16 protein-coding genes are annotated in these 18,623 nt (G+C 40.2%); 13 read left to right on the top strand and 3 right to left on the bottom strand.

Annotation, left to right across the window (positions count from 1 at the left end; genetic code table 11):
• Nucleotides 1-72: 72 nt before the first annotated feature.
• The 4 genes from B9A52_RS07525 (at nucleotide 73) to B9A52_RS07510 (ending at nucleotide 5,534) form a co-directional block, all read left to right on the top strand.
• Nucleotides 73-2,130, top strand: a complete 2,058-nt coding sequence (locus B9A52_RS07525) for an alpha-L-fucosidase (protein ID WP_084119725.1) — start codon at nucleotides 73-75, stop codon at nucleotides 2,128-2,130.
• A 290-nt stretch (nucleotides 2,131-2,420) separates the two neighbouring features.
• The gene (locus B9A52_RS07520) at nucleotides 2,421-2,792 is read left to right on the top strand and encodes a GxxExxY protein (RefSeq protein WP_084119724.1); all 372 of its coding nucleotides are present in this window, start codon (nucleotides 2,421-2,423) and stop codon (nucleotides 2,790-2,792) included.
• Nucleotides 2,793-3,283: 491 nt separating this feature from the next.
• The gene (locus B9A52_RS07515) at nucleotides 3,284-3,838 is read left to right on the top strand and encodes a gluconate 2-dehydrogenase subunit 3 family protein (protein WP_084119723.1); all 555 of its coding nucleotides are present in this window, start codon (nucleotides 3,284-3,286) and stop codon (nucleotides 3,836-3,838) included.
• Nucleotides 3,831-5,534 (top strand): GMC oxidoreductase, encoded by a 1,704-nt coding sequence (locus B9A52_RS07510; RefSeq protein WP_084119722.1) that lies wholly within the window; start codon nucleotides 3,831-3,833, stop codon nucleotides 5,532-5,534. Before B9A52_RS07515 ends, B9A52_RS07510 begins: the two co-directional genes overlap by 8 nt.
• 126 nt (nucleotides 5,535-5,660) lie before the next feature.
• On the opposite strand, the gene B9A52_RS07505 is transcribed toward B9A52_RS07510, so the two are convergent.
• The 3 genes from B9A52_RS07505 to B9A52_RS07495 form a co-directional block, all read right to left on the bottom strand.
• Nucleotides 5,661-6,491, bottom strand: a complete 831-nt coding sequence (locus B9A52_RS07505) for a hypothetical protein (protein WP_084119721.1) — start codon at nucleotides 6,489-6,491, stop codon at nucleotides 5,661-5,663.
• Nucleotides 6,492-6,725: 234 nt separating this feature from the next.
• Nucleotides 6,726-7,193 carry a pyrophosphohydrolase domain-containing protein gene (locus tag B9A52_RS07500; protein WP_084119720.1) on the bottom strand — a complete coding sequence of 156 codons (468 nt, stop codon included), beginning with the start codon at nucleotides 7,191-7,193 and terminating at the stop codon, nucleotides 6,726-6,728.
• 133 nt (nucleotides 7,194-7,326) lie between these two features.
• A complete protein-coding gene (locus B9A52_RS07495; RefSeq protein ID WP_084119719.1) occupies nucleotides 7,327-8,100 on the bottom strand; it encodes a superoxide dismutase in 774 nt (257 codons plus the stop codon).
• 193 nt (nucleotides 8,101-8,293) lie between these two features.
• On the opposite strand from B9A52_RS07495, the gene dapF reads away from it, so the two are divergent.
• From dapF to B9A52_RS07445, 9 genes are all read left to right on the top strand, one after another.
• A complete protein-coding gene (gene dapF / locus B9A52_RS07485; protein WP_084119717.1) occupies nucleotides 8,294-9,067 on the top strand; it encodes a diaminopimelate epimerase in 774 nt (257 codons plus the stop codon).
• Nucleotides 9,068-9,311: 244 nt separating this feature from the next.
• Nucleotides 9,312-12,692: a preprotein translocase subunit SecA gene (gene secA, locus B9A52_RS07480; RefSeq protein ID WP_084119716.1), complete on the top strand. Its 3,381-nt coding sequence runs from the start codon at nucleotides 9,312-9,314 to the stop codon at nucleotides 12,690-12,692.
• 10 nt (nucleotides 12,693-12,702) lie between these two features.
• Nucleotides 12,703-13,272, top strand: a complete 570-nt coding sequence (locus B9A52_RS07475; protein WP_084119715.1) for a hypothetical protein — start codon at nucleotides 12,703-12,705, stop codon at nucleotides 13,270-13,272.
• Nucleotides 13,232-14,422 carry a M20 metallopeptidase family protein gene (locus B9A52_RS07470; RefSeq protein WP_084119714.1) on the top strand — a complete coding sequence of 397 codons (1,191 nt, stop codon included), beginning with the start codon at nucleotides 13,232-13,234 and terminating at the stop codon, nucleotides 14,420-14,422. Before B9A52_RS07475 ends, B9A52_RS07470 begins: the two co-directional genes overlap by 41 nt.
• 40 nt (nucleotides 14,423-14,462) lie before the next feature.
• Complete coding sequence (locus tag B9A52_RS07465) at nucleotides 14,463-15,239, top strand: S1/P1 nuclease (RefSeq protein ID WP_084119713.1); 777 nt, start codon at nucleotides 14,463-14,465, stop codon at nucleotides 15,237-15,239.
• Nucleotides 15,240-15,544: 305 nt separating this feature from the next.
• A complete protein-coding gene (locus B9A52_RS07460; protein ID WP_157370097.1) occupies nucleotides 15,545-15,979 on the top strand; it encodes a hypothetical protein in 435 nt (144 codons plus the stop codon).
• A gap of 109 nt (nucleotides 15,980-16,088) precedes the next feature.
• Nucleotides 16,089-16,859 (top strand): SDR family NAD(P)-dependent oxidoreductase, encoded by a 771-nt coding sequence (locus tag B9A52_RS07455; RefSeq protein WP_084119711.1) that lies wholly within the window; start codon nucleotides 16,089-16,091, stop codon nucleotides 16,857-16,859.
• Between the two features lie 29 nt (nucleotides 16,860-16,888).
• A complete protein-coding gene (locus B9A52_RS07450; protein ID WP_084119710.1) occupies nucleotides 16,889-17,752 on the top strand; it encodes a histidinol-phosphatase in 864 nt (287 codons plus the stop codon).
• A 17-nt stretch (nucleotides 17,753-17,769) separates the two neighbouring features.
• Nucleotides 17,770-18,591, top strand: coding sequence for a zinc finger domain-containing protein (locus tag B9A52_RS07445; protein ID WP_084119709.1), 822 nt, complete (start codon nucleotides 17,770-17,772; stop codon nucleotides 18,589-18,591).
• Nucleotides 18,592-18,623 lie beyond the last annotated feature (32 nt).

Raw genomic sequence — 18,623 nt, 5'->3', positions numbered from 1 at the left:
AATAGAACTTTAAATCAGCGATGAAGAGCATTCTTGAAATAGAGTTTGATATTTGACGTCTCAATACTTAGTATGAAAAAATACCTCCTCCCACTTTTATTTCTTTTGGCCTGTGAGGGCAAAGAAGTAAGTCCACCTTCACCAGTATATCCCATCCCTTCCTCAAAACAACTTGCCTGGCATGAATTGGAATACTACGGTTTTGTCCATTTCAATATGAACACTTTTTCAGATATGGAATGGGGAATGGGTGATGAAAGTCCTTCACAGTTTAATCCTACTGAATTGGATACCCGGCAATGGGCCAAAGTGGTCAAAGATGCAGGAATGAAGGGGATCATCATTACAGCCAAACACCACGATGGCTTTTGCCTTTGGCCTTCGGCTTATACAGAGCATTCTGTAAAAAACTCTCCCTGGAGGAATGGAGAAGGTGATTTGATCAAAGAATTGGCCGAAGCCTGTGAAGAGTTTGGATTAAAATTCGGGATTTACTATTCACCTTGGGACAGAAACCATGCTGACTATGGCAAGCCGGAATACATTACTTATATGCGTAACCAACTGACAGAATTATTGACCAATTATGGGGAAATTTTTGAAGTGTGGTTTGATGGGGCCAATGGCGGTGATGGTTATTATGGCGGCGCCAATGAAACCCGGAGAGTAGACAAAAAATCTTATTATGATTGGGAAAACACTTTTGCATTGGTCAGAGAACTACAGCCCAATGCGGTCATTTTCGGAGATGCTGGACCGGATGTCCGGTGGGTGGGCAATGAACATGGATTTGCCTATGAAACCACCTGGTCGAATTTGCTTCGGGACTCTATTTATGCCGGGATGCCCGAATATTCCGATTTGTACGCCCCAGGTCAGGAAAATGGGACACATTGGGTTCCGGCAGAGGCAGATGTATCCATCAGACCAGGTTGGTATTACCATGCTTATGAAGACCATAAAGTCAAAACACTGCCCCAGCTTTTGGAAATTTATTACAAAAGCATAGGTCAAAACAGTGCTTTGCTGATCAATTTCCCGGTAGATAGAAGAGGATTGATCCATGAAAAAGACGCTGAACAGATCATCAGGTTATCAAAAAAAATTCAGGAGGATTTTACCGATAATCTCATCACAAAATCCAAACTCACTGCCAGCAATACAAGGGGAAGTAATTTTAAAATTGATCATGTCGCTGATGGAAATAATGAAACTTATTGGGCAGCAGAAGATGGAATCATTCAAAATGAAATTCTGATAAAATTGCCTCAAAAAACAAAGATTAACCGATTTATGGCTCAGGAGTATTATCCCCTCGGCCAAAGAATCAAATCATTCACACTTGAAGCCAAAACAGAAAACGGTTGGGAGTTGATCGCTGAGGGAACTACCATTGGTGTCAAAAGGATACTTCGTTTTGCAGATGTGGAAACGGACGAAATCAAATTTAAAATTAATGATGCAAAAGCCAGTCCAACCCTTCACAATTTGGGAATTTATAATGCCCCTAAACTGCTGATAGAACCAATTCTCAAGCGAAGCAAATCTGGGATTGTGGAACTTAGTATTCCTGAAAGCAATGTGGACATATATTACACATTAGATGGTTCTGAACCAGATGAAAAGAGTCAAAAGTATGTCTCATCCTTCGAAATACTGGAACCAACATTGTTGAAGGCTATCAGTTTCAATCCTTCCAATAAAACCCAAAGTGAGGTATTGACCGCTTCACTGGACATTGCCAAGGCTAAATGGGAAGTTGTGAGCAGTGATTCCAACGCTGAACAAGCCATCGATGAGGATCCGAATACTTTTTGGAAAAGCCCCAATAATGAAATAATAATTGACTTGGGAGAAGCTATCACCATCAAAGGCTTTAGCTACCTTCCCCCGCAAAACCGCTATATGAGTGGAGTGATTCTCAAATATTCATTTCTTACAAGTACCGACGGGAAAAATTGGGTGGAACAAGAAACAGGTGAATTTTCAAATATCCGCAATAATCCCATTGAACAAAGCATCCCATTACGAACTCCGGTAAATGCCCAATTCATAAAACTAAAATCCCTTCTAACTTCCGATAATCAATCGGCAGCTTTTGGAGAAGTTGGGGTTATATCCATTGACTAATAGATTATCATTATCTGTGAAGATCAGTGATCATCCGTGGTTCAATTATTAACCTCGGATTTCGCGGATATGCACAGATTTTATTGTTTCGGTAAACTGATGAATGGGTGAATCAACTGTAAAACGCATAATATTTTTACAAGAACCTTATCAGCAAACAATAGAAATTTTAAGTATTAATCTATGCAAATCAGAGTCTATCTGCGGGTAGAAAAAATAAATTACTGGGAATTCTATCTTAAACGGATAAAATGAAGATAGTTGTTTATTGTTCGCTATTTTGACTTCTGATGGAAGAGATAAATAAAATCACCAAAGAAATCATAGGTAAATCATTCAGGGTTTCTAATTCCTTAGGGGATGGCTTTTTGGAAAAAGTTTACGAGAATGCTTTGGCATATGAACTAAAGAAGAGCGGATTAATTGTATATCAACAATATCCTTTGGAGGTTTATTATGAAGATCAAATTGTAGGTTCCTATTTTGCTGATATTGTTGTTGAAAATAGAGTTCTTGTTGAGTTAAAAGCTGTCAAAAAGTTGGATGATATCCATTTGGCTCAAATTCTCCATTATTTGAAAGCCTGTAATTTTAAGATGGGATTGTTGATAAATTTCGGAAGTCCCTCGGTCGAAATCAAAAGGGTTGTTAATGGTTTTTGAATTCATTTTCAATCCGTGTAATCAATGGTTAAGATTAAAAACCACAGATTCCGCTGATTTACGCTGATTTTTTTAATACTATAAAAGCATATAATCGGGTGGTTGATTCCGGTATGAAATTGCAACTTGTTTATTGTTGATGCCCAGTTAAAGCTTATTCCAATTTAAGTTCTCAATCTGTGAAATCAGTGTTTATCCGTGGTTAACATTAAAAACCACAGATTTCGCGGATTTACACTGTTTTTTTTAATCTTATTTAAGGATAATGGGGTGGATGATTCCACAATTAAATTCCAGTTAAGTTTTTACTAATATCTTATTACAGCATCTTCACATCTTAAGTTCTCAATCCGTTAAAAAAAAGGGTTAACCAGCGGTTAAACTGAAAAAGCCAAGTCAAATAAAAACCATCCCTAAATTTTTGTTATGAAAAATGATGATATACTTTTACCTTATTCCCCAGATTGATATTTCATCCAAATAACCTCATTATGAAAAGAAGAGATGCCCTCCGAAGTCTGGCACTCCTGACAGGAGGTTTGGTACTGGTGCCTTCTTGCGATTTCTCCAAAGAAGATATTCTCAGCGCATACCAAAACCTCGAAGTCACTCCAAGCCTTAAACAGCTTTTGGCAAATATTGCCGATACCATTATCCCCGCAGGCAACCTGAAAGGAGCGGCAGATATTGAAGTGCAGGACTTTATTCTGGTCATGGTCAATGACTGCATGGAGAAGGAAGCACAGCAAACTTTTATGTCCGGACTAAAGGGTTTTGAAGATTTCAGTAAAAAATCCACAGGAAATAAATTTGGCAAATTAGTTCAAGAGCAAAAAGAAACTTTGATTTTGGAAGGCTTAGCCACTGAGGATGAAAGCCAAAAAACAATTAAGGATTTCCTTCAGACCACCAAGCGCTTTACCATTCAAGGTTTTATGGTATCAGAATATATGCAGACTGAAGTAAAACCCTATTCCCTTATTCCCGGTGACTACAAAGGGGATGTCCTAATTGCCGACCTTAAACCTGAAAGAATCAATGGCTAATTTCAATATAGACGCAACAAAAGAAAGAACATTCCAGGCCATTGTAATCGGTTCAGGAATGAGTGGGAGTTGGGCAGCAAAAGAACTCTGTGAACATGGCGTAAAAACCTTGGTCATTGAAAGAGGCCGCGATGTTAAGCACATCAAGGATTATCCTACCACAAATATGCTTCCATATGAATTTGAACATAGGGGACAGATTCCTCAGGCAGTTCAGGAAGAAAATCCTGTGGTAAGCCGATGCTATGCATTCAAGGAAGATGCCCAGCACTTTTTTGTGAAGGACAAAGAACATCCCTATGTGCAGGAAAAGCCATTTGATTGGATCCGTGGCTATCAGGTAGGGGGTAAATCCCTGCTTTGGGCGAGACAGGTCCAAAGAATATCAGATCTTGATTTTGAAGGACCTGCAAGGGATGGCTTTGCAGTGGATTGGCCGATTAGGTACAAGGATATCGCACCATGGTACAGTCATGTGGAAAAATTTGTTGGTGTTTCCGGAAACCTTGATGGGCTCGCAAATTTGCCTGATGGTGAGTTTTTGCCCGGCTTTCCTTTGAATGTGGTGGAACAGTATTTTGCCGACCAACTCAAAAAACACTATGGCAATGACAGACATATGATTTTGGCGCGCTGTGCACATATTACCGGAAACTTGGATTATTACGCCAAACAGGGCAGGGCCAAATGCCAAAGCAGAAACCTTTGTCAAAGAGGCTGTCCTTTTGGAGGCTATTTTTCTACCAATTCATCAACAATTCCATGGGCAGAAAGAACAGGAAACATGACCATGCGGACAGATGCTGTGGTCCATTCCATTATCTATGATGAGGAAAAAGGCAAAGCCACCGGAGTAAGGATTGTGGATGCACATACCAAAGAGATGGAGGAATACTATGCAGATGTAATCTTTGTCAATGCAGCTGCGCTCAATACCAATTTGATATTACTCAATTCTACCTCGACCCGTTTTCCAAATGGGTTGGGAAATGACAATGGACTTTTGGGCAAATATGTGGCTTTTCATAATTACCGTGCAGGCATTTCTGCCCAATACGAAGGACATTTGGAATACACGACCCAAGGGGGCAGACCTACCTCCGGATATTTTCCAAGGTTCCGTAATCTCCACAAGCAGGAGACAGATTTCCTAAGAGGTTATGCTGCCGGCTTCAGTGCCAATAGAGGTAGCTATTCCGATCAAAATGGCATCGGGATGGAGTTGAAAGAAAACATATTGAATCCTGACAAATATGGGCCTTGGCATGTGGGTTCCCACATGATGGGAGAGACCATACCCAAAGAAAGCAACTATGTGGCTTTGGATCCCAACCAAAAAGATGACTGGGGAATGCCCCTTTTGAAAGTCAATGTGGATTATGATGACAATGATGAGAAAATGATCAAAGATTATCAGGAACAGATGACTGAGATGTTTGAAAAAGCAGGTTTCACCAATATAAAACTTCGAGATGACAAGCGTGCCCCTGGATTGGATATCCATGAAATGGGCGGTGTCAGAATGGGCAAAGACCCAAAAACCTCCCTACTCAATGCCAATCACCAACTGCATGCAGTCCCAAATGTATATGTAACTGACGGGGCATCCATGACTTCTACCGCAACCCAAAATCCGTCTTTGACCTATATGGCTTTTGCGGCGAGGGCTGCACATCATGCGATGAAGAATTTTTAGGGATAAAAACAAAATCCCCAGTCAAATTACTTTTGACTGGGGGTATTGTCTTCAATTGGTTTTTGGCGAGAGTCTAACCCATGACAGCAAATCGCAGTTAATACAGCACTGCACAACATGCGATGATTACCAACTATTTAAATTACGTACACCATACCCTTTATTATTTCCTAAAACATAAAACAGCCCGGCATTGACAGTGATAAACTGCATGGGTGTTCGGTACGAGGAGCCGGCATGATATTCATGAATTACATCAGGCTGCGCAGCGCTCACAAAATCAAAAGATACATTTTCACCTCTAGCGGTGGTCAGGTTGTTGTTAGGTTCATTCAAACTCATGTACCTCACCTCTCCACCATTGAGGTAGTTGAGGCGTACATCAAAGAGCCATGTTCTTCTTTGGAGGGATTTGAAAGGATAACTCAAATCAAACCTTAGGCCACCGCCTAGGAGTAGATATGAAGTACGGTCACTCACTAAAGTAGTGGTTTCCAAGGGTTTTGGACAATCTGAGGTAAATGCCTCCCTTGGATCAATGATGGACAAATCAGTGGAAATATTGCTCAACCCAGCTCCAAAAAACAAATAGGGCTGCGCAAATGCGTTATCCACAAGATCATACCTTAGGTAAGCAGAGTTGTTTGTAAAAAGGTTATAAATCTCTACATCCACATTGCCTTCATAGCCATTGTCAAAGCGATACAATTCTTGCCGTTTTTCATAACCATAATCTGAAATTGCAAATTGAACTCCTACACTGAGTTTGGTCTTGGGAATACGATAAGCAAAATCTGTAGAAAAACCATGACTTGCACGATTGATATAAGTACTCATCGGCCCTCGGGGCGTAGAGTTGAGGTATCCCAAACCAACCTCAAACTGCGCCTGAGAAAAGGTGGGAATCAATAGCAAAGGCATCAATAAAGCCGTAAGAAAAATAAGTCTGTTTTTCATGGGTTTCAGGATCAAATGAGTCTTATAGTTATTTGGAATCTTTCCTTGAAAAGGATACTCAATTGAACGGGATTATTTAAAAAAAGGGTTTCAATTTTCAAAAAAAATCTTTGGTATATTCGTCAATCCCGATATACTATTTCAGTTTATTCGTGTATATGAGTATTATCTTCGCAGTAAACCGGCTTATTGATGATTATATTATTATTGATAACAATCATTATTTTATAAACCTTACCTCCCCAAAACCCCCTTCAAATCCGCAGGAGAATAATTGACGGATTTCAAAGTTTTCCTGTCCTCTTTTCTAAATACCAGATACAAATCACCTTCCTTTTCATAGAAACAATCCACACCCTGACTTTGGTAATGCTCAACGGTCTTTTGGGCTTCCTCAACGGTTTGACAGGCTTTGCTCATATTGGACCTTTGGACCTCATCAAAAAGTTCTTTGAATTTGTCAGCCAATCCAAACTCCAAAATAGCCCCGGACAAGACATATTGGATGTCACAAAGAGCATCGGCAATTTCCACGATATCGCCATTTTGGATGCCTTCTTCCAGTTCTTTGAGTTCCTCCGAAATCAAAGAAACCCGCAATTGGCACCTCTTGGCATCAGGGATTTGAGGTTCGGGAAGGATGGGATGTTTGAAAGTCTGATGGAAAGCAGCAACTGAAGTTAGGCTTTTTGGATCTTGCATAGAGGTATCTGTAGAAGTGGTGTTTTAAAAACTTATTTAATTATTCTCCCCGATCTGGGGAGTGAACGCTTTTTCAAATAAAATAAAAATGGCCGGAAAATCCGGCCACTCAATAATTATTTTAAGCAGTTTATTAAACCAAAGTATCATATCGTCTGCCCACTTCATCCCAATTGACAACACTCCAAAAGGCAGTCACATAATCAGGTCTTCTGTTTTGGTAATTGAGGTAATAGGCATGTTCCCATACATCAATGCCCATTAATGGTATTCCCTGAAACTCGGAGATATCCATCAGGGGATTATCCTGATTTGGGGTAGATCCCACTTTCAATAAATTGTCTTTATCCAATACCAACCAAGCCCAGCCCGATCCGAATCTGGTTTTGGCAGCCGTTTCGAATTGCTCCCTAAACATCTCAAAACTTCCAAATGCTCCTGTGATGGCTTCTGCCAAATTGCCACTTGGCATTCCTTGTCCTGAAGGAGTCATTATTTTCCAAAACAGTTCGTGGTTATAATGACCACCACCATTATTACGCATCTTGGTAGAATATTTGGAAATATTCATCATCACCTCTTCAAGAGGCCTACTAACATCCACATTTTCTTCTGAAGCTGCCTCTCCAAGATTTTTGGCATAGGCTGCGGCGTGTTTGGTGTAATGGATTTCCATGGTCATGGCATCGATATGAGGCTCTAAAGCCATATAATCATAGCCCAAAGGGATTTGTTCAAAACCTGTACTCAACAAGGAAACAGCTTCTTCTTCGCCCTCACCACCGCCGCCACAGGCAGTTAAAAAAGCAGATCCGATCATACTGCTTCCTATACCCAAAGCAAAGGTTGCCTTTGAACTGTGGCTTAGAAATGTCCGTCTGGAAACGTTAAAATTTGTCTTTTTCATAGATTGATTTTTCTTTTAGAAATGGTTTTTCATTCTCAAGAACTTCCAAGTTAACCAATTCGGCTTGATTTTGAAACCATAAATCAGACAATAAGTCTGAATTTGTGACAAGTTGGTTATGTTTGTAGAACCATAAACACTTGGTTTGGTTTTTGAAAAATAGACAATATCCCGAAAGGGTGTCAAAATAGACATGGAAATTTCCTTTTATAAATATCAGGGTACTGGAAATGATTTTGTTATGATTGATGACAGGTCAAACTTATTTCCGGGAAAAGACCTTTCACTGATCCAGAAACTCTGTGACAGGAAATTTGGGATAGGTTCGGACGGACTAATCTTAATACGAAATAAAGAGGGTTTCGACTTTGAAATGGTTTATTTCAATGCAGATGGTTCCCAGAGTATGTGTGGGAATGGGGCAAGGTGCGCAGTGGCTTTCTCCAGATTTCTTGGAATTATTGGAGATCAAACCACCTTCTATGCTATAGATGGTGTACATAAAGCATCGCTTTTGGGAAATGAAGTGGAGTTGGGTATGAGCCCTGTTTTAGGTTTGGAAAGTGCAGGTCAGGATTTCTTTGTGGATACAGGTTCGCCGCATCATGTGAGGTTTGTAGAAAATGTTACAGATTATCCTGTAGTTGAAGAAGGTGCCGAAATCCGCTACAGCGAGAAGTATGCACCAAAAGGCACCAATGTAAATTTTGTCACGCCTTTGGGCAGGGACCAAATTCAAGTCAGAACATACGAAAGAGGAGTTGAGGACGAAACACTTTCCTGTGGAACGGGTGTTACAGCTTGTGCCTTGGTGTATGGTTATCAAAATGGGATGGATGAAATAAAAATAAAAACCCTCGGCGGTAATTTAAAAGTAAGATTTTCAAAAAAGGATAATGGGAGTTTTCAACATATCCAACTCATTGGTCCCGCCGTACAGGTATTTGAAGGAAGAATTGAGATTTGAGATGTAAGACACAAGACATAAGACATAAGATTTGATTAATGGGCCCAAATAGCTATTAAGATTTAAAATGAGTCCAAAAGGCTAATAGATTGGAAATAACAGAGTCTTGGCTCTTGCATCTTGCTTCTTTTATCTCATGTCTAACGTCTCATGTCTCACGTCTTGAGATTCAAATCTCACGTCTCATAAAGAATATTAACAAAAAGGCCGTAATTTTAAGGCCCAATATTATACTGAATCAATTATGTTAGAATTATTAGCCAAAGGACTGGCAAAAGTTTTTGGAACGAAGTCAGATAGAGATATAAAAGAATTGGCGCCAAAAGTTCCTCTCATCAATGAAGCTTATAACAAACTCAGAAATCTGAGTGATGAGGAATTAAGGGCAAAAACTGAAGAAATAAAAAATATCATCAATGCAGATCTTAAGTCTTTCGATGATACAATAGCCTCATTGCGGGAAAAAATCAATGCCTTGGCATCAGATAAAGTGCATGAGAAAGACGCCCTCTTCAATGAAATTGACAGGACCGAAAAATCAAGGGATGAGGCATTGGAACTTGCGTTGGACAAGGTTTTGTATCAGGCATTCGCCATTGTAAAAGAAACCGCAAGAAGGTTTAAGGAAAATGGAAAATTGGTTGTGAAAGCAACTTTGAGGGATAAAGAACTTGCTGCCAAAAAATCAAATGTTGAGATCTCCGGAGAAGATGCGATTTGGCATAACAAATGGATGGCCGCGGGAACTGAAGTAGTCTGGGATATGATTCATTATGATGTGCAGCTGATCGGAGGCATGGTACTTCATAAGGGAAAAATTGCAGAAATGGCCACTGGTGAAGGAAAAACCTTGGTTTCCACCCTGCCGGCTTACCTCAATGCACTGGCAGGAAGAGGAGTTCACTTAGTGACCGTAAACGACTATCTGGCCAAAAGAGACTCTGAATGGAATGCTCCGCTTTTCGAATTCCATGGCTTGACCGTCGATTGTATAGACAAATATCCGCCAAATTCAGACCAAAGACGCAAAGCTTATGCTTCTGATATTGTCTATGGAACCAATAATGAATTCGGTTTTGACTACCTGAGGGACAATATGGCCCGTGATGCCAATGACCTTGTACAAGGCAAGCATCACTTTGCTATGATCGATGAAGTTGACTCCGTTTTGATAGATGACGCGAGGACTCCACTGATCATCTCAGGTCCTATTCCCAGAGGGGATGAACATGAGTTTATGGACATGAAGCCAAGGGTATCTACTTTGGTGGATGAGCAGCGAAAGTTGGTACAGGGATTTCTGACTTCTGCCAAAAAACTGATTTCAGAAGGTAATGAAAAAGAAGGAGGTTTGGCCCTTTTCAGGGCTTACAGAGGTATGCCCAAATATAAGCCATTGATCAAGTACCTTTCTGAACCGGGAATCAGGGTAATCCTTCAAAAGACTGAAAACTTTTACCTTCAGGACAATAAAAGGATGATGCCGGAAGCAGACGAACCTTTGCTTTTTACCATTGAAGAAAAGACAAATGGGATTGAACTTACTGATAATGGTATTGAAGTCATTACCCAGAAAAATGAAAACCCTACCTTCTTTATCTTACCTGATATCGGGGTAGAGATAGCCGAAATGGAAAAAAATCCGGATTTGGATGATAGAGAAAAACTGATCAGAAAAGAGGAAATCATCAAAGACTACGGCATCAAGGCTCAAAGAATTCATACGGTCAACCAATTGTTGAAGGCCTATTGTATGTTTGAGAAAGATACAGAATACATCCTTGTAGATGGAAAAGTAAAAATCGTAGACGAACAGACGGGCCGGGTCATGGAAGGCAGGAGATATTCTGACGGACTTCATCAAGCTATCGAGGCAAAGGAAAATGTGAAAGTGGAGGATGCTACCCAGACCTATGCCACCATCACGCTACAGAATTACTTCAGAATGTACCATAAACTTGCCGGTATGACCGGTACAGCCGAAACCGAGGCAGGTGAATTCTGGACAATCTACAAATTGGATGTGGTGGTCATTCCGACCAACAGGCCAATTGTAAGGGATGATAGAGAAGATAAAGTTTATAAAACAGTCAGAGAGAAATTCAATGCAGTTGCTGATGAAATTGTCGAATTGACGACTGCGGGAAGACCTGTTTTAGTGGGTACAACATCAGTGGAAATTTCTGAAGTTCTGAGCAGAATGCTTACCATCAGAAAAATCCAGCATCAGGTATTGAATGCCAAACAACACGCAAGAGAAGCGGATGTAGTAGCTGAAGCAGGAAAGCCCGGAACTGTAACCATTGCCACCAACATGGCGGGTCGAGGTACTGATATCAAATTGACCCCTGAATCAAGAGCGGCAGGAGGTTTAGCGATTGTCGGTACTGAAAGACACGAATCCAGAAGGGTCGATAGACAGTTAAGAGGTAGGTCCGGACGACAGGGGGATGTGGGTTCATCCCAATTCTTTGTATCGTTGGAAGATAACCTGATGAGGATGTTCGGATCAGACCGAATTGCCAAATTGATGGACAGAATGGGTCTGGAAGAAGGTGAAGTAATTCAACATTCCATGATTACCAAATCCATAGAAAGAGCGCAAAGAAAAGTAGAAGAAAACAACTTTGGCGTAAGGAAACGTCTTTTGGAATATGATGACGTCATGAACTCCCAAAGAGAGGTGGTCTATAAAAGACGAAGGAATGCTTTGATGGGCGAGCGTCTCGAATTGGACATTCTGAATGTCATGTATGATGTAGCTGAGGATATTATTCAGATGGGCAAATCCACAGAAGATGTGGAAAATCTCAGAATGAACATCTTCAGTTCCTTAGGAATAGACCATCCTTTCACTATTGAGGACCTAAAATCTAAAGAATCGAATGTGTTGACGAGAGAATTGTTCGATGCGGCCTATAAGAACTATGTTTCCAAGAATGAAAGAATTCTGGTAAAAGCCCTTCCAATCCTCAAAGATGTCTACACCCAAAGAGGCGCTACCGTAAAAGAAATCATGGTACCTATCACAGATGGAGTCAAGCAGATTGGTGTAGTCATCAACCTGGAATCTGCTGTCAAACATGAGGGAAGTGATCTGATCCGTGCCATTGAAAAAAATGTTACTTTGGCTATTATTGATCAAAACTGGAAAGAGCATCTGCGTGATATGGATGACCTGAAGCAGTCTGTACAAAATGCTGTTTATGAACAAAAAGATCCACTTTTGATTTATAAATTTGAGGCTTTTGAAATGTTCAAAAGATTTGTAGGAAGGCTTAATGAGGATACTATTTCTTTCATTTCCAAGGCAGAACTTCCTACACAGGATCCAAGTCAGGTCAAAGCCGCCCAATCACAAAGAAGAGATGATACCAATGTAAAAGCTTCCAAAGAAGAAGTTGGCAGTAGTCTCAACCCAGGGGCAAGGAGACAAGCAGCTGCTGCTGTTGCCAACAGAACCGAAGCGCCACAAGTGGTAGCACCGAGAAAATCAGAAAAGGTATATGGCCGTAATGATAAGGTGACCGTGCAATACGCTGATGGCAAGGTGATGAAAGAAGTCAAATACAAAAGTGTGGAACAGGATGTGGCAGCTGGAAAATGTGTGGTAATTGAACATTAACAAAACATTCATGAAAAGGTCATCTTTAGGATTAATACTTCTGGTAATTTTGATGAATTCCTGTGCGTTGTTTCAAAAAGGAGTTACTAAGTCAGATTTGTACGAGGGTTATGAGGAAGATTTGAGTCAATCCATTATTACTTTTCCTTCGCTGGAGGAACAGGCAGCTAAAAACACAGAGCCTGAATTGATCAGCACAGTGGACATGGCCATTGATGAGGATTTGGAGATTGCCCTAAACAGGTTTACAGAATCAAATAGAGGAGAACTTTATTGGAGTGGATTCACCGTATTGGTTTACAGCGGAGTGGATAGAGACTTGGCGTTCAAGACAAGAAACGACCTCTTTACCCTTTTCCCTGATATAAAATCAGAAATGCAATACCAGCAACCACGATATCTGATCAAAGTAGGCAGATTTATCAATAGAATAGAGGCACAGGCAGATTATCACAAACTTAAAAGTGAATTTCCAACCGCCCGCATTATACAGGACAGATTCCAGAGAGAAGAATATGTCAATCCGGATACAATAGAAAATAGTGAAAGACAAGATAAAGTCACTGGCAACCGACTATAAGGCCGAAATCATCTCAAACAGGAGGCATTTACATGCTCATCCAGAACTCTCTTTCAATGAATTCAAAACAGTGGCTTTTGTCGAGGGGAAGCTGAGAAGTTTTGGAATTACAAAGCTGGAAAGAAAAGCTGAAACAGGCATAGTAGCATTGATTGAGGGAAAAAATCCAACCCTGAAGACAATTGCGCTTAGAGGAGATATGGATGCCCTTCCTATCATTGAGGAAAACGAAGTCCCATATAAATCTACCAATCCGGGAGTCATGCATGCCTGTGGGCATGATGTGCATACTGCTTCTCTGCTTGGTGCCGCTAAAATTCTTAATGAAATCAAAGAAACTTTTGATGGCACTGTTAAACTTATTTTTCAACCCGGTGAAGAATTGATCCCGGGTGGTGCTTCTTTAATGATCAAAGACAAAGCCCTGGAAAATCCTAGACCTTCCGGGATTATTGGTCAGCATGTGATGCCTTTGATTCCTGTCGGGAAAGTAGGATTCAGAAAAGGGATGTATATGGCAAGCGCAGATGAACTCTATATTACTATAAAAGGAAAAGGAGGACATGGGGCAATGCCAGAGACTTTGGTCGATCCTGTTTTGATTGCTTCCCATATGATTGTGGCTTTACAGCAGGTGGTGAGTAGAAATGCTTCTCCCAGAATTCCATCTGTTCTTTCCTTCGGAAGGGTTGAAGCTCTAGGTGCTACTAACATCATCCCCAATGAAGTGAAGATACAGGGTACCTTCAGGACACTTAATGAAGAATGGCGGGCCAAAGCGCATAGACATATGGTTAGCATTGCACAAGGGATTGTTGAAGGAATGGGAGGCGAATTGGATTTTGAGGTGAGGAAGGGATATCCTTTCCTTAAGAATGCTGACGAATTGACATCAAGAGCTCAGCTTGCAGCCATAGATTATCTAGGAGAAGAAAATGTGGAGGATTTGGATATCTGGATGGCTGCTGAAGATTTTTCCTATTATACACAAGAAATTGATGGCTGTTTCTACCGTTTGGGAACACGCAATGAAGCCAAAGGTATCACCTCAGGAGTCCACACTCCCACTTTCGATATTGATGAAGATGCACTCGAAATCGGAGCCGGACTGATGGCTTTTATAGCTGTCAATGAACTAAAATTCCAATAGAAATTATCATCACCTATTTCCATCCAACTTGAAAATCATCATGAAAACTCCAAAAAAAATAGCCTTATCCTTGATTCTTATAGCCGGGATAAGCACCAATTCTTTTGCCTGGGGAGCAATTGGCCATTATGTAATCGGAAAATTGGCCGAATGGCAAATGAAACCGCAGACAGTCCAAAAGGTAGAAGCCATCTTACAACACGAATCAATTTCGGGTGTAGGTGTCTGGATGGATAATATTAGATCCGATAAAAGATATGAATATACCTATACCTGGCATTGGGTAACTACAGCGGACGGGGAATATGATCCCAGTATTCAAGAGGCGACAGGAGATGCCTATGCTGCATTTCTCAAAATTAAGGAAACCCTCAAAAAAGGAGGCCTGAGCCCTGAGGAGGAAAGAGACCAATTGAGGATGTTGATTCATATTGTTGGAGACCTTCATCAACCTTTTCATGTTGGCAAACCTGGGGATAGGGGTGGAAATGATGTTAAAGTCAGTTTTTTCAACAAAGAAACCAATATCCATGCAGTATGGGATACTGATTTGATCGAAGGGAAGAAAATGAGTTATACTGAAATTGCCACTGAACTACAAAAACGTATCAATCCCGAACTGATTTATAAGTATACCTCCAAAACTCCTGCCAACTGGCTTAGAGAAGCGGCTGCCATCAGGCCCGCCATGTATGACATACCCGAAAATGGAAGGATTGGATATGAATATATCTACAAGCATTATCATCATGTAGAAGAAAGGCTGACCGCAGGAGGTATCCGACTGGCACAGGTTCTTGAGGAGATTTATGGATAAATTCCATCCATTTTTCATCATTCGAACCGGCGCTTTATAGTGCCGGTTTTTTTGTCAGATGTGTATTTTTCCCATTTTCAGAATGCAGTAACATACCCCTGAAGATTTTAAAAATGGTCCTGAGACTAAAAAAAAAGAACAATTCAGAATTCACTACCTAAATCAAACGGATATTTGGTGTAAGTACTTGACAATCTCATTTTTGTTATAGATTTTGCAGATATATTTAAATGGCAAGTTTTGTATATGAGGAGGTTTTTCTACGTATATAAATGTCACCCAAGGTTTCTTAAACCACCTTCCGAATGAATAATCACTGTAGGCAAGAGTTGGCTATTTTGGTGTTATTATTTACAATTTTCATTGTTACTGATGGTTTTAGCCAACGAAAACCTACAGGCATGTCCAAAATCAAAGGAAGTCCTCCGGAAGAGTTCCCTGTTTTTTATGAGAGATTTCACGCTGACTCAGCTTTTCAAATGTCAAGAATAATTTTTCCATTACAGGGATTAAGGTTAGAAGGAATGGATGAATTGCCTTGGACTGCCGACAATTGGGAATTGATGCGGACAAGAATCTATCAGGTCGATTCCACCCGCTTCAAGACCAAAGTCAAGCTTAAGAAAAAATACTTTGAACAGACTCTGTGGATTGAAGGCACCAATTTTTCATCCAAGCGAAGGTTTGAACTCCTGGGCAACAGGTGGTTTTTGGTGTATGCGTACGAGGGGAGTTTGTGAGGAATTGATGTTTATTTTCCATTTTTGTACTTTACCGGTAGAAATTTTTGTATCAATCGCCTGATATAAAAAATTATTGCAATTCAATAATTATCTTTTGGCAACAAATATGGGACAATATGCACTGATTACAGGCGCAAGGCAGGGTTTAGGAAAAGCTTTTGCTCTAGAACTTTCAAAAAGGAAAATCAATACCATTTTGGTAAGCAGACCAAACAACGGACTTCAGGATTTCTGTGAGGAATTGAAAGAAAAATATTCGGTAGATTCAAAATTCTATGAAACAGATCTATCGGTTTATCAAAATGTGATTGACCTGGCAAAGTGGTTAAACCAGAATCATGAAATTTTTATCCTGATCAACAATGTAGGTACCGGCGGTTCAAAAAAGATTACGGATGTGGATATTGATTACATCAATAAAATTTTAAAGCTGAATATTGTCACAACCACCGTCCTGACCCATCAGCTTCTTCCAAATCTTTTAAAACAACATGAGGCATACATTTTAAACATTTCGAGCTTGGCAGCTTATTTACCCATAGGTTTCAAAACAGTATATCCGGCATCCAAGTCATTTATTTATTCTTTTTCAAGAGGTCTGAATCAGGAACTAAAGGGGACAAGCGTTTCAGTCAGTGTTGTGAATCCCGGCCCTATTCATACCAACAAAGAGGTTATGGAAAGGACTGAAAAAGGGTATTATGGAAAATTTTTTATTTTAGAACCTGATGTCCTTGCCGAAAAGTGCATTAGACAACTTTTTGAAAAGAAGGCAGAAATTGTTGTCAACCCAATGCTTTGGCTTTTGATCAAAATTTTGCCCTTATGGATTGAAATTCCTTTGATAAGCAGGATTGCAAAAAAAGAGATCAGTTGAAATAGTCAATAATAAAAAAATTAACTACGATGACTTGGACCAATTACCATAATCACTGTAAATATTGCGATGGGGTGGAAGAGATTGAAACCCACGTTCAACAAGGTATAATCGAGGGTGTCGTCAGTTTGGGTTTTTCCTCCCATAGTCCTGTTTCATTTGAAAACAAATGGTCAATGAAAGAGAAAGATATCCCTGCTTATTTAAAGGATATCCAGGCCGCTGGCGAAAAATACTTCGGACAAATAGAAATATACAAAAGCTTGGAAATTGATTATTTTCCCCAGCAATCAGGAGTTATCAAAAAGTGGGTGGATAATCTTGACCTGGATTATTCCATAGGTTCTGTCCACTTTGTAGATGCTTTTGAAGATGGGATGCCATGGGAAATTGACGGACCATTGATGACTTTTGAAAAAGGACTGGAAGAGATTTTTGGCAATGATATCCGAAAAGTGTTGGAAAAGTATTTTGAATACACCGTCCAAATGCTGGAAAAGGATTGCCCAACCATCCTGGGTCATCTGGATAAAATAAAAATGCAAAACCATCACCGGCTTTTTTTCGATGAGAATGCAACATGGTATCAGGACCTTGTGAAACAGGCATTGGAAGTTGCCGCAAAATCCGGCGTGATAGCAGAGGTAAATACCCGGGGATTGTATAAAAAAAGGGCTTCGGAGACCTATCCAGGTGAATTGGGACTAAGGTTGTTGAAGAAATTTGGCATTCCGATTTGCCTCAATTCCGATGCACATCAATCAAAAGAAATCATAGGGGAATATAAAAATACTGCTGTACTCTTAAAACACCTTGGGTTTAAAGAGCTAATGGTCTTGAAAAATAACTCATGGCAGGCTATGCCTTTTGATGTTAATGGAATTCATTGGTAATTTAAATTAAGCTGATAATGATAGAAATCCCTGAATCCAAAACGCTGAGTTTACAGGCATCCCAAATTCTGACTGGCAAAAAATTGGCCAAGGTCATTCCGTCCACCCATGTTCATAAAATGGCATGGTACGAAGGCGATCCCAAAGATTACCCAAAACTTCTGGAAGGAAGAACTGTACAATCCACGCAAGGACATGGAATGATTGTGGACATCTATTTTGATGGAAATGTGAGTGTTTCTATAAGCGATGGAGTGAATATGCGGTATTATTCCAATTTCAAAGAAGCCCCTACCAAGCATCAGTTACTGTTGGTTTTTGAAGATGGGAGTTGCCTGGTTTTTACAGTAGCCATGTATGGGGGGATTATGGCCTATCTGGGGAAATTCAACAATAAATACCATATAGGTAGCTTGAATGCGATTTCTCCATTGGATGAAGCCTTTAATGAAAAAGTTTTTCAGGGAATTCTTGATTCGGCAAAGGATCTGTCAGCCAAAGCTTTGTTGGCTACTGAGCAAAGGATACCTGGCCTGGGAAATGGGGTATTGCAGGACATTCTTTTCAATGCCGGCATACATCCCAAACGAAAGAAATCCAGTTTGAGTGAATTGGAAAAGAAAGATTTATTTAACAGCCTTAAAATCACACTCAAGAAAATGACTGACCTTGGGGGAAGGGACACCGAGAAAGATCTTTTTGGGAAAAATGGAGGATACAAAACCATTCTTTCAAAAATCACCTTGGATCTACCCTGTCCAAAATGTGGCGGAAAAATAGAAAAAGAATCCTATATGGGCGGGGCAGTATATTTCTGCCCTAATTGCCAGAAATTGTAAATTGGTTTTGTATTGGATCAAAATAGAATCTG

It is taken from the genome of Aquiflexum balticum DSM 16537 (assembly GCF_900176595.1).
Classification (GTDB): Bacteria; Bacteroidota; Bacteroidia; order Cytophagales; family Cyclobacteriaceae; genus Aquiflexum; species Aquiflexum balticum.
This window is presented reverse-complemented; position numbering and strand designations above follow the sequence as displayed.

Excerpts from the sequence above, each read along its gene's own strand:
- B9A52_RS07445 (WP_084119709.1), top strand. The coding sequence starts at position 17,770 with ATGATAGAAATCCCTGAATCCAAAACGCTGAGTTTACAGGCATCCCAA.
- B9A52_RS07510 (WP_084119722.1), top strand. The coding sequence starts at position 3,831 with ATGGCTAATTTCAATATAGACGCAACAAAAGAAAGAACATTCCAGGCC.
- B9A52_RS07525 (WP_084119725.1), top strand. The coding sequence starts at position 73 with ATGAAAAAATACCTCCTCCCACTTTTATTTCTTTTGGCCTGTGAGGGC.
- B9A52_RS07465 (WP_084119713.1), top strand. The coding sequence starts at position 14,463 with ATGAAAACTCCAAAAAAAATAGCCTTATCCTTGATTCTTATAGCCGGG.
- B9A52_RS07450 (WP_084119710.1), top strand. The coding sequence starts at position 16,889 with ATGACTTGGACCAATTACCATAATCACTGTAAATATTGCGATGGGGTG.
- B9A52_RS07515 (WP_084119723.1), top strand. The coding sequence starts at position 3,284 with ATGAAAAGAAGAGATGCCCTCCGAAGTCTGGCACTCCTGACAGGAGGT.
- B9A52_RS07475 (WP_084119715.1), top strand. The coding sequence starts at position 12,703 with ATGAAAAGGTCATCTTTAGGATTAATACTTCTGGTAATTTTGATGAAT.
- B9A52_RS07505 (WP_084119721.1), bottom strand. The coding sequence starts at position 6,491 with ATGAAAAACAGACTTATTTTTCTTACGGCTTTATTGATGCCTTTGCTA.
- dapF (WP_084119717.1), top strand. The coding sequence starts at position 8,294 with ATGGAAATTTCCTTTTATAAATATCAGGGTACTGGAAATGATTTTGTT.
- B9A52_RS07460 (WP_157370097.1), top strand. The coding sequence starts at position 15,545 with ATGAATAATCACTGTAGGCAAGAGTTGGCTATTTTGGTGTTATTATTT.
- secA (WP_084119716.1), top strand. The coding sequence starts at position 9,312 with ATGTTAGAATTATTAGCCAAAGGACTGGCAAAAGTTTTTGGAACGAAG.
- B9A52_RS07495 (WP_084119719.1), bottom strand. The coding sequence starts at position 8,100 with ATGAAAAAGACAAATTTTAACGTTTCCAGACGGACATTTCTAAGCCAC.
- B9A52_RS07455 (WP_084119711.1), top strand. The coding sequence starts at position 16,089 with ATGGGACAATATGCACTGATTACAGGCGCAAGGCAGGGTTTAGGAAAA.
- B9A52_RS07500 (WP_084119720.1), bottom strand. The coding sequence starts at position 7,193 with ATGCAAGATCCAAAAAGCCTAACTTCAGTTGCTGCTTTCCATCAGACT.
- B9A52_RS07520 (WP_084119724.1), top strand. The coding sequence starts at position 2,421 with ATGGAAGAGATAAATAAAATCACCAAAGAAATCATAGGTAAATCATTC.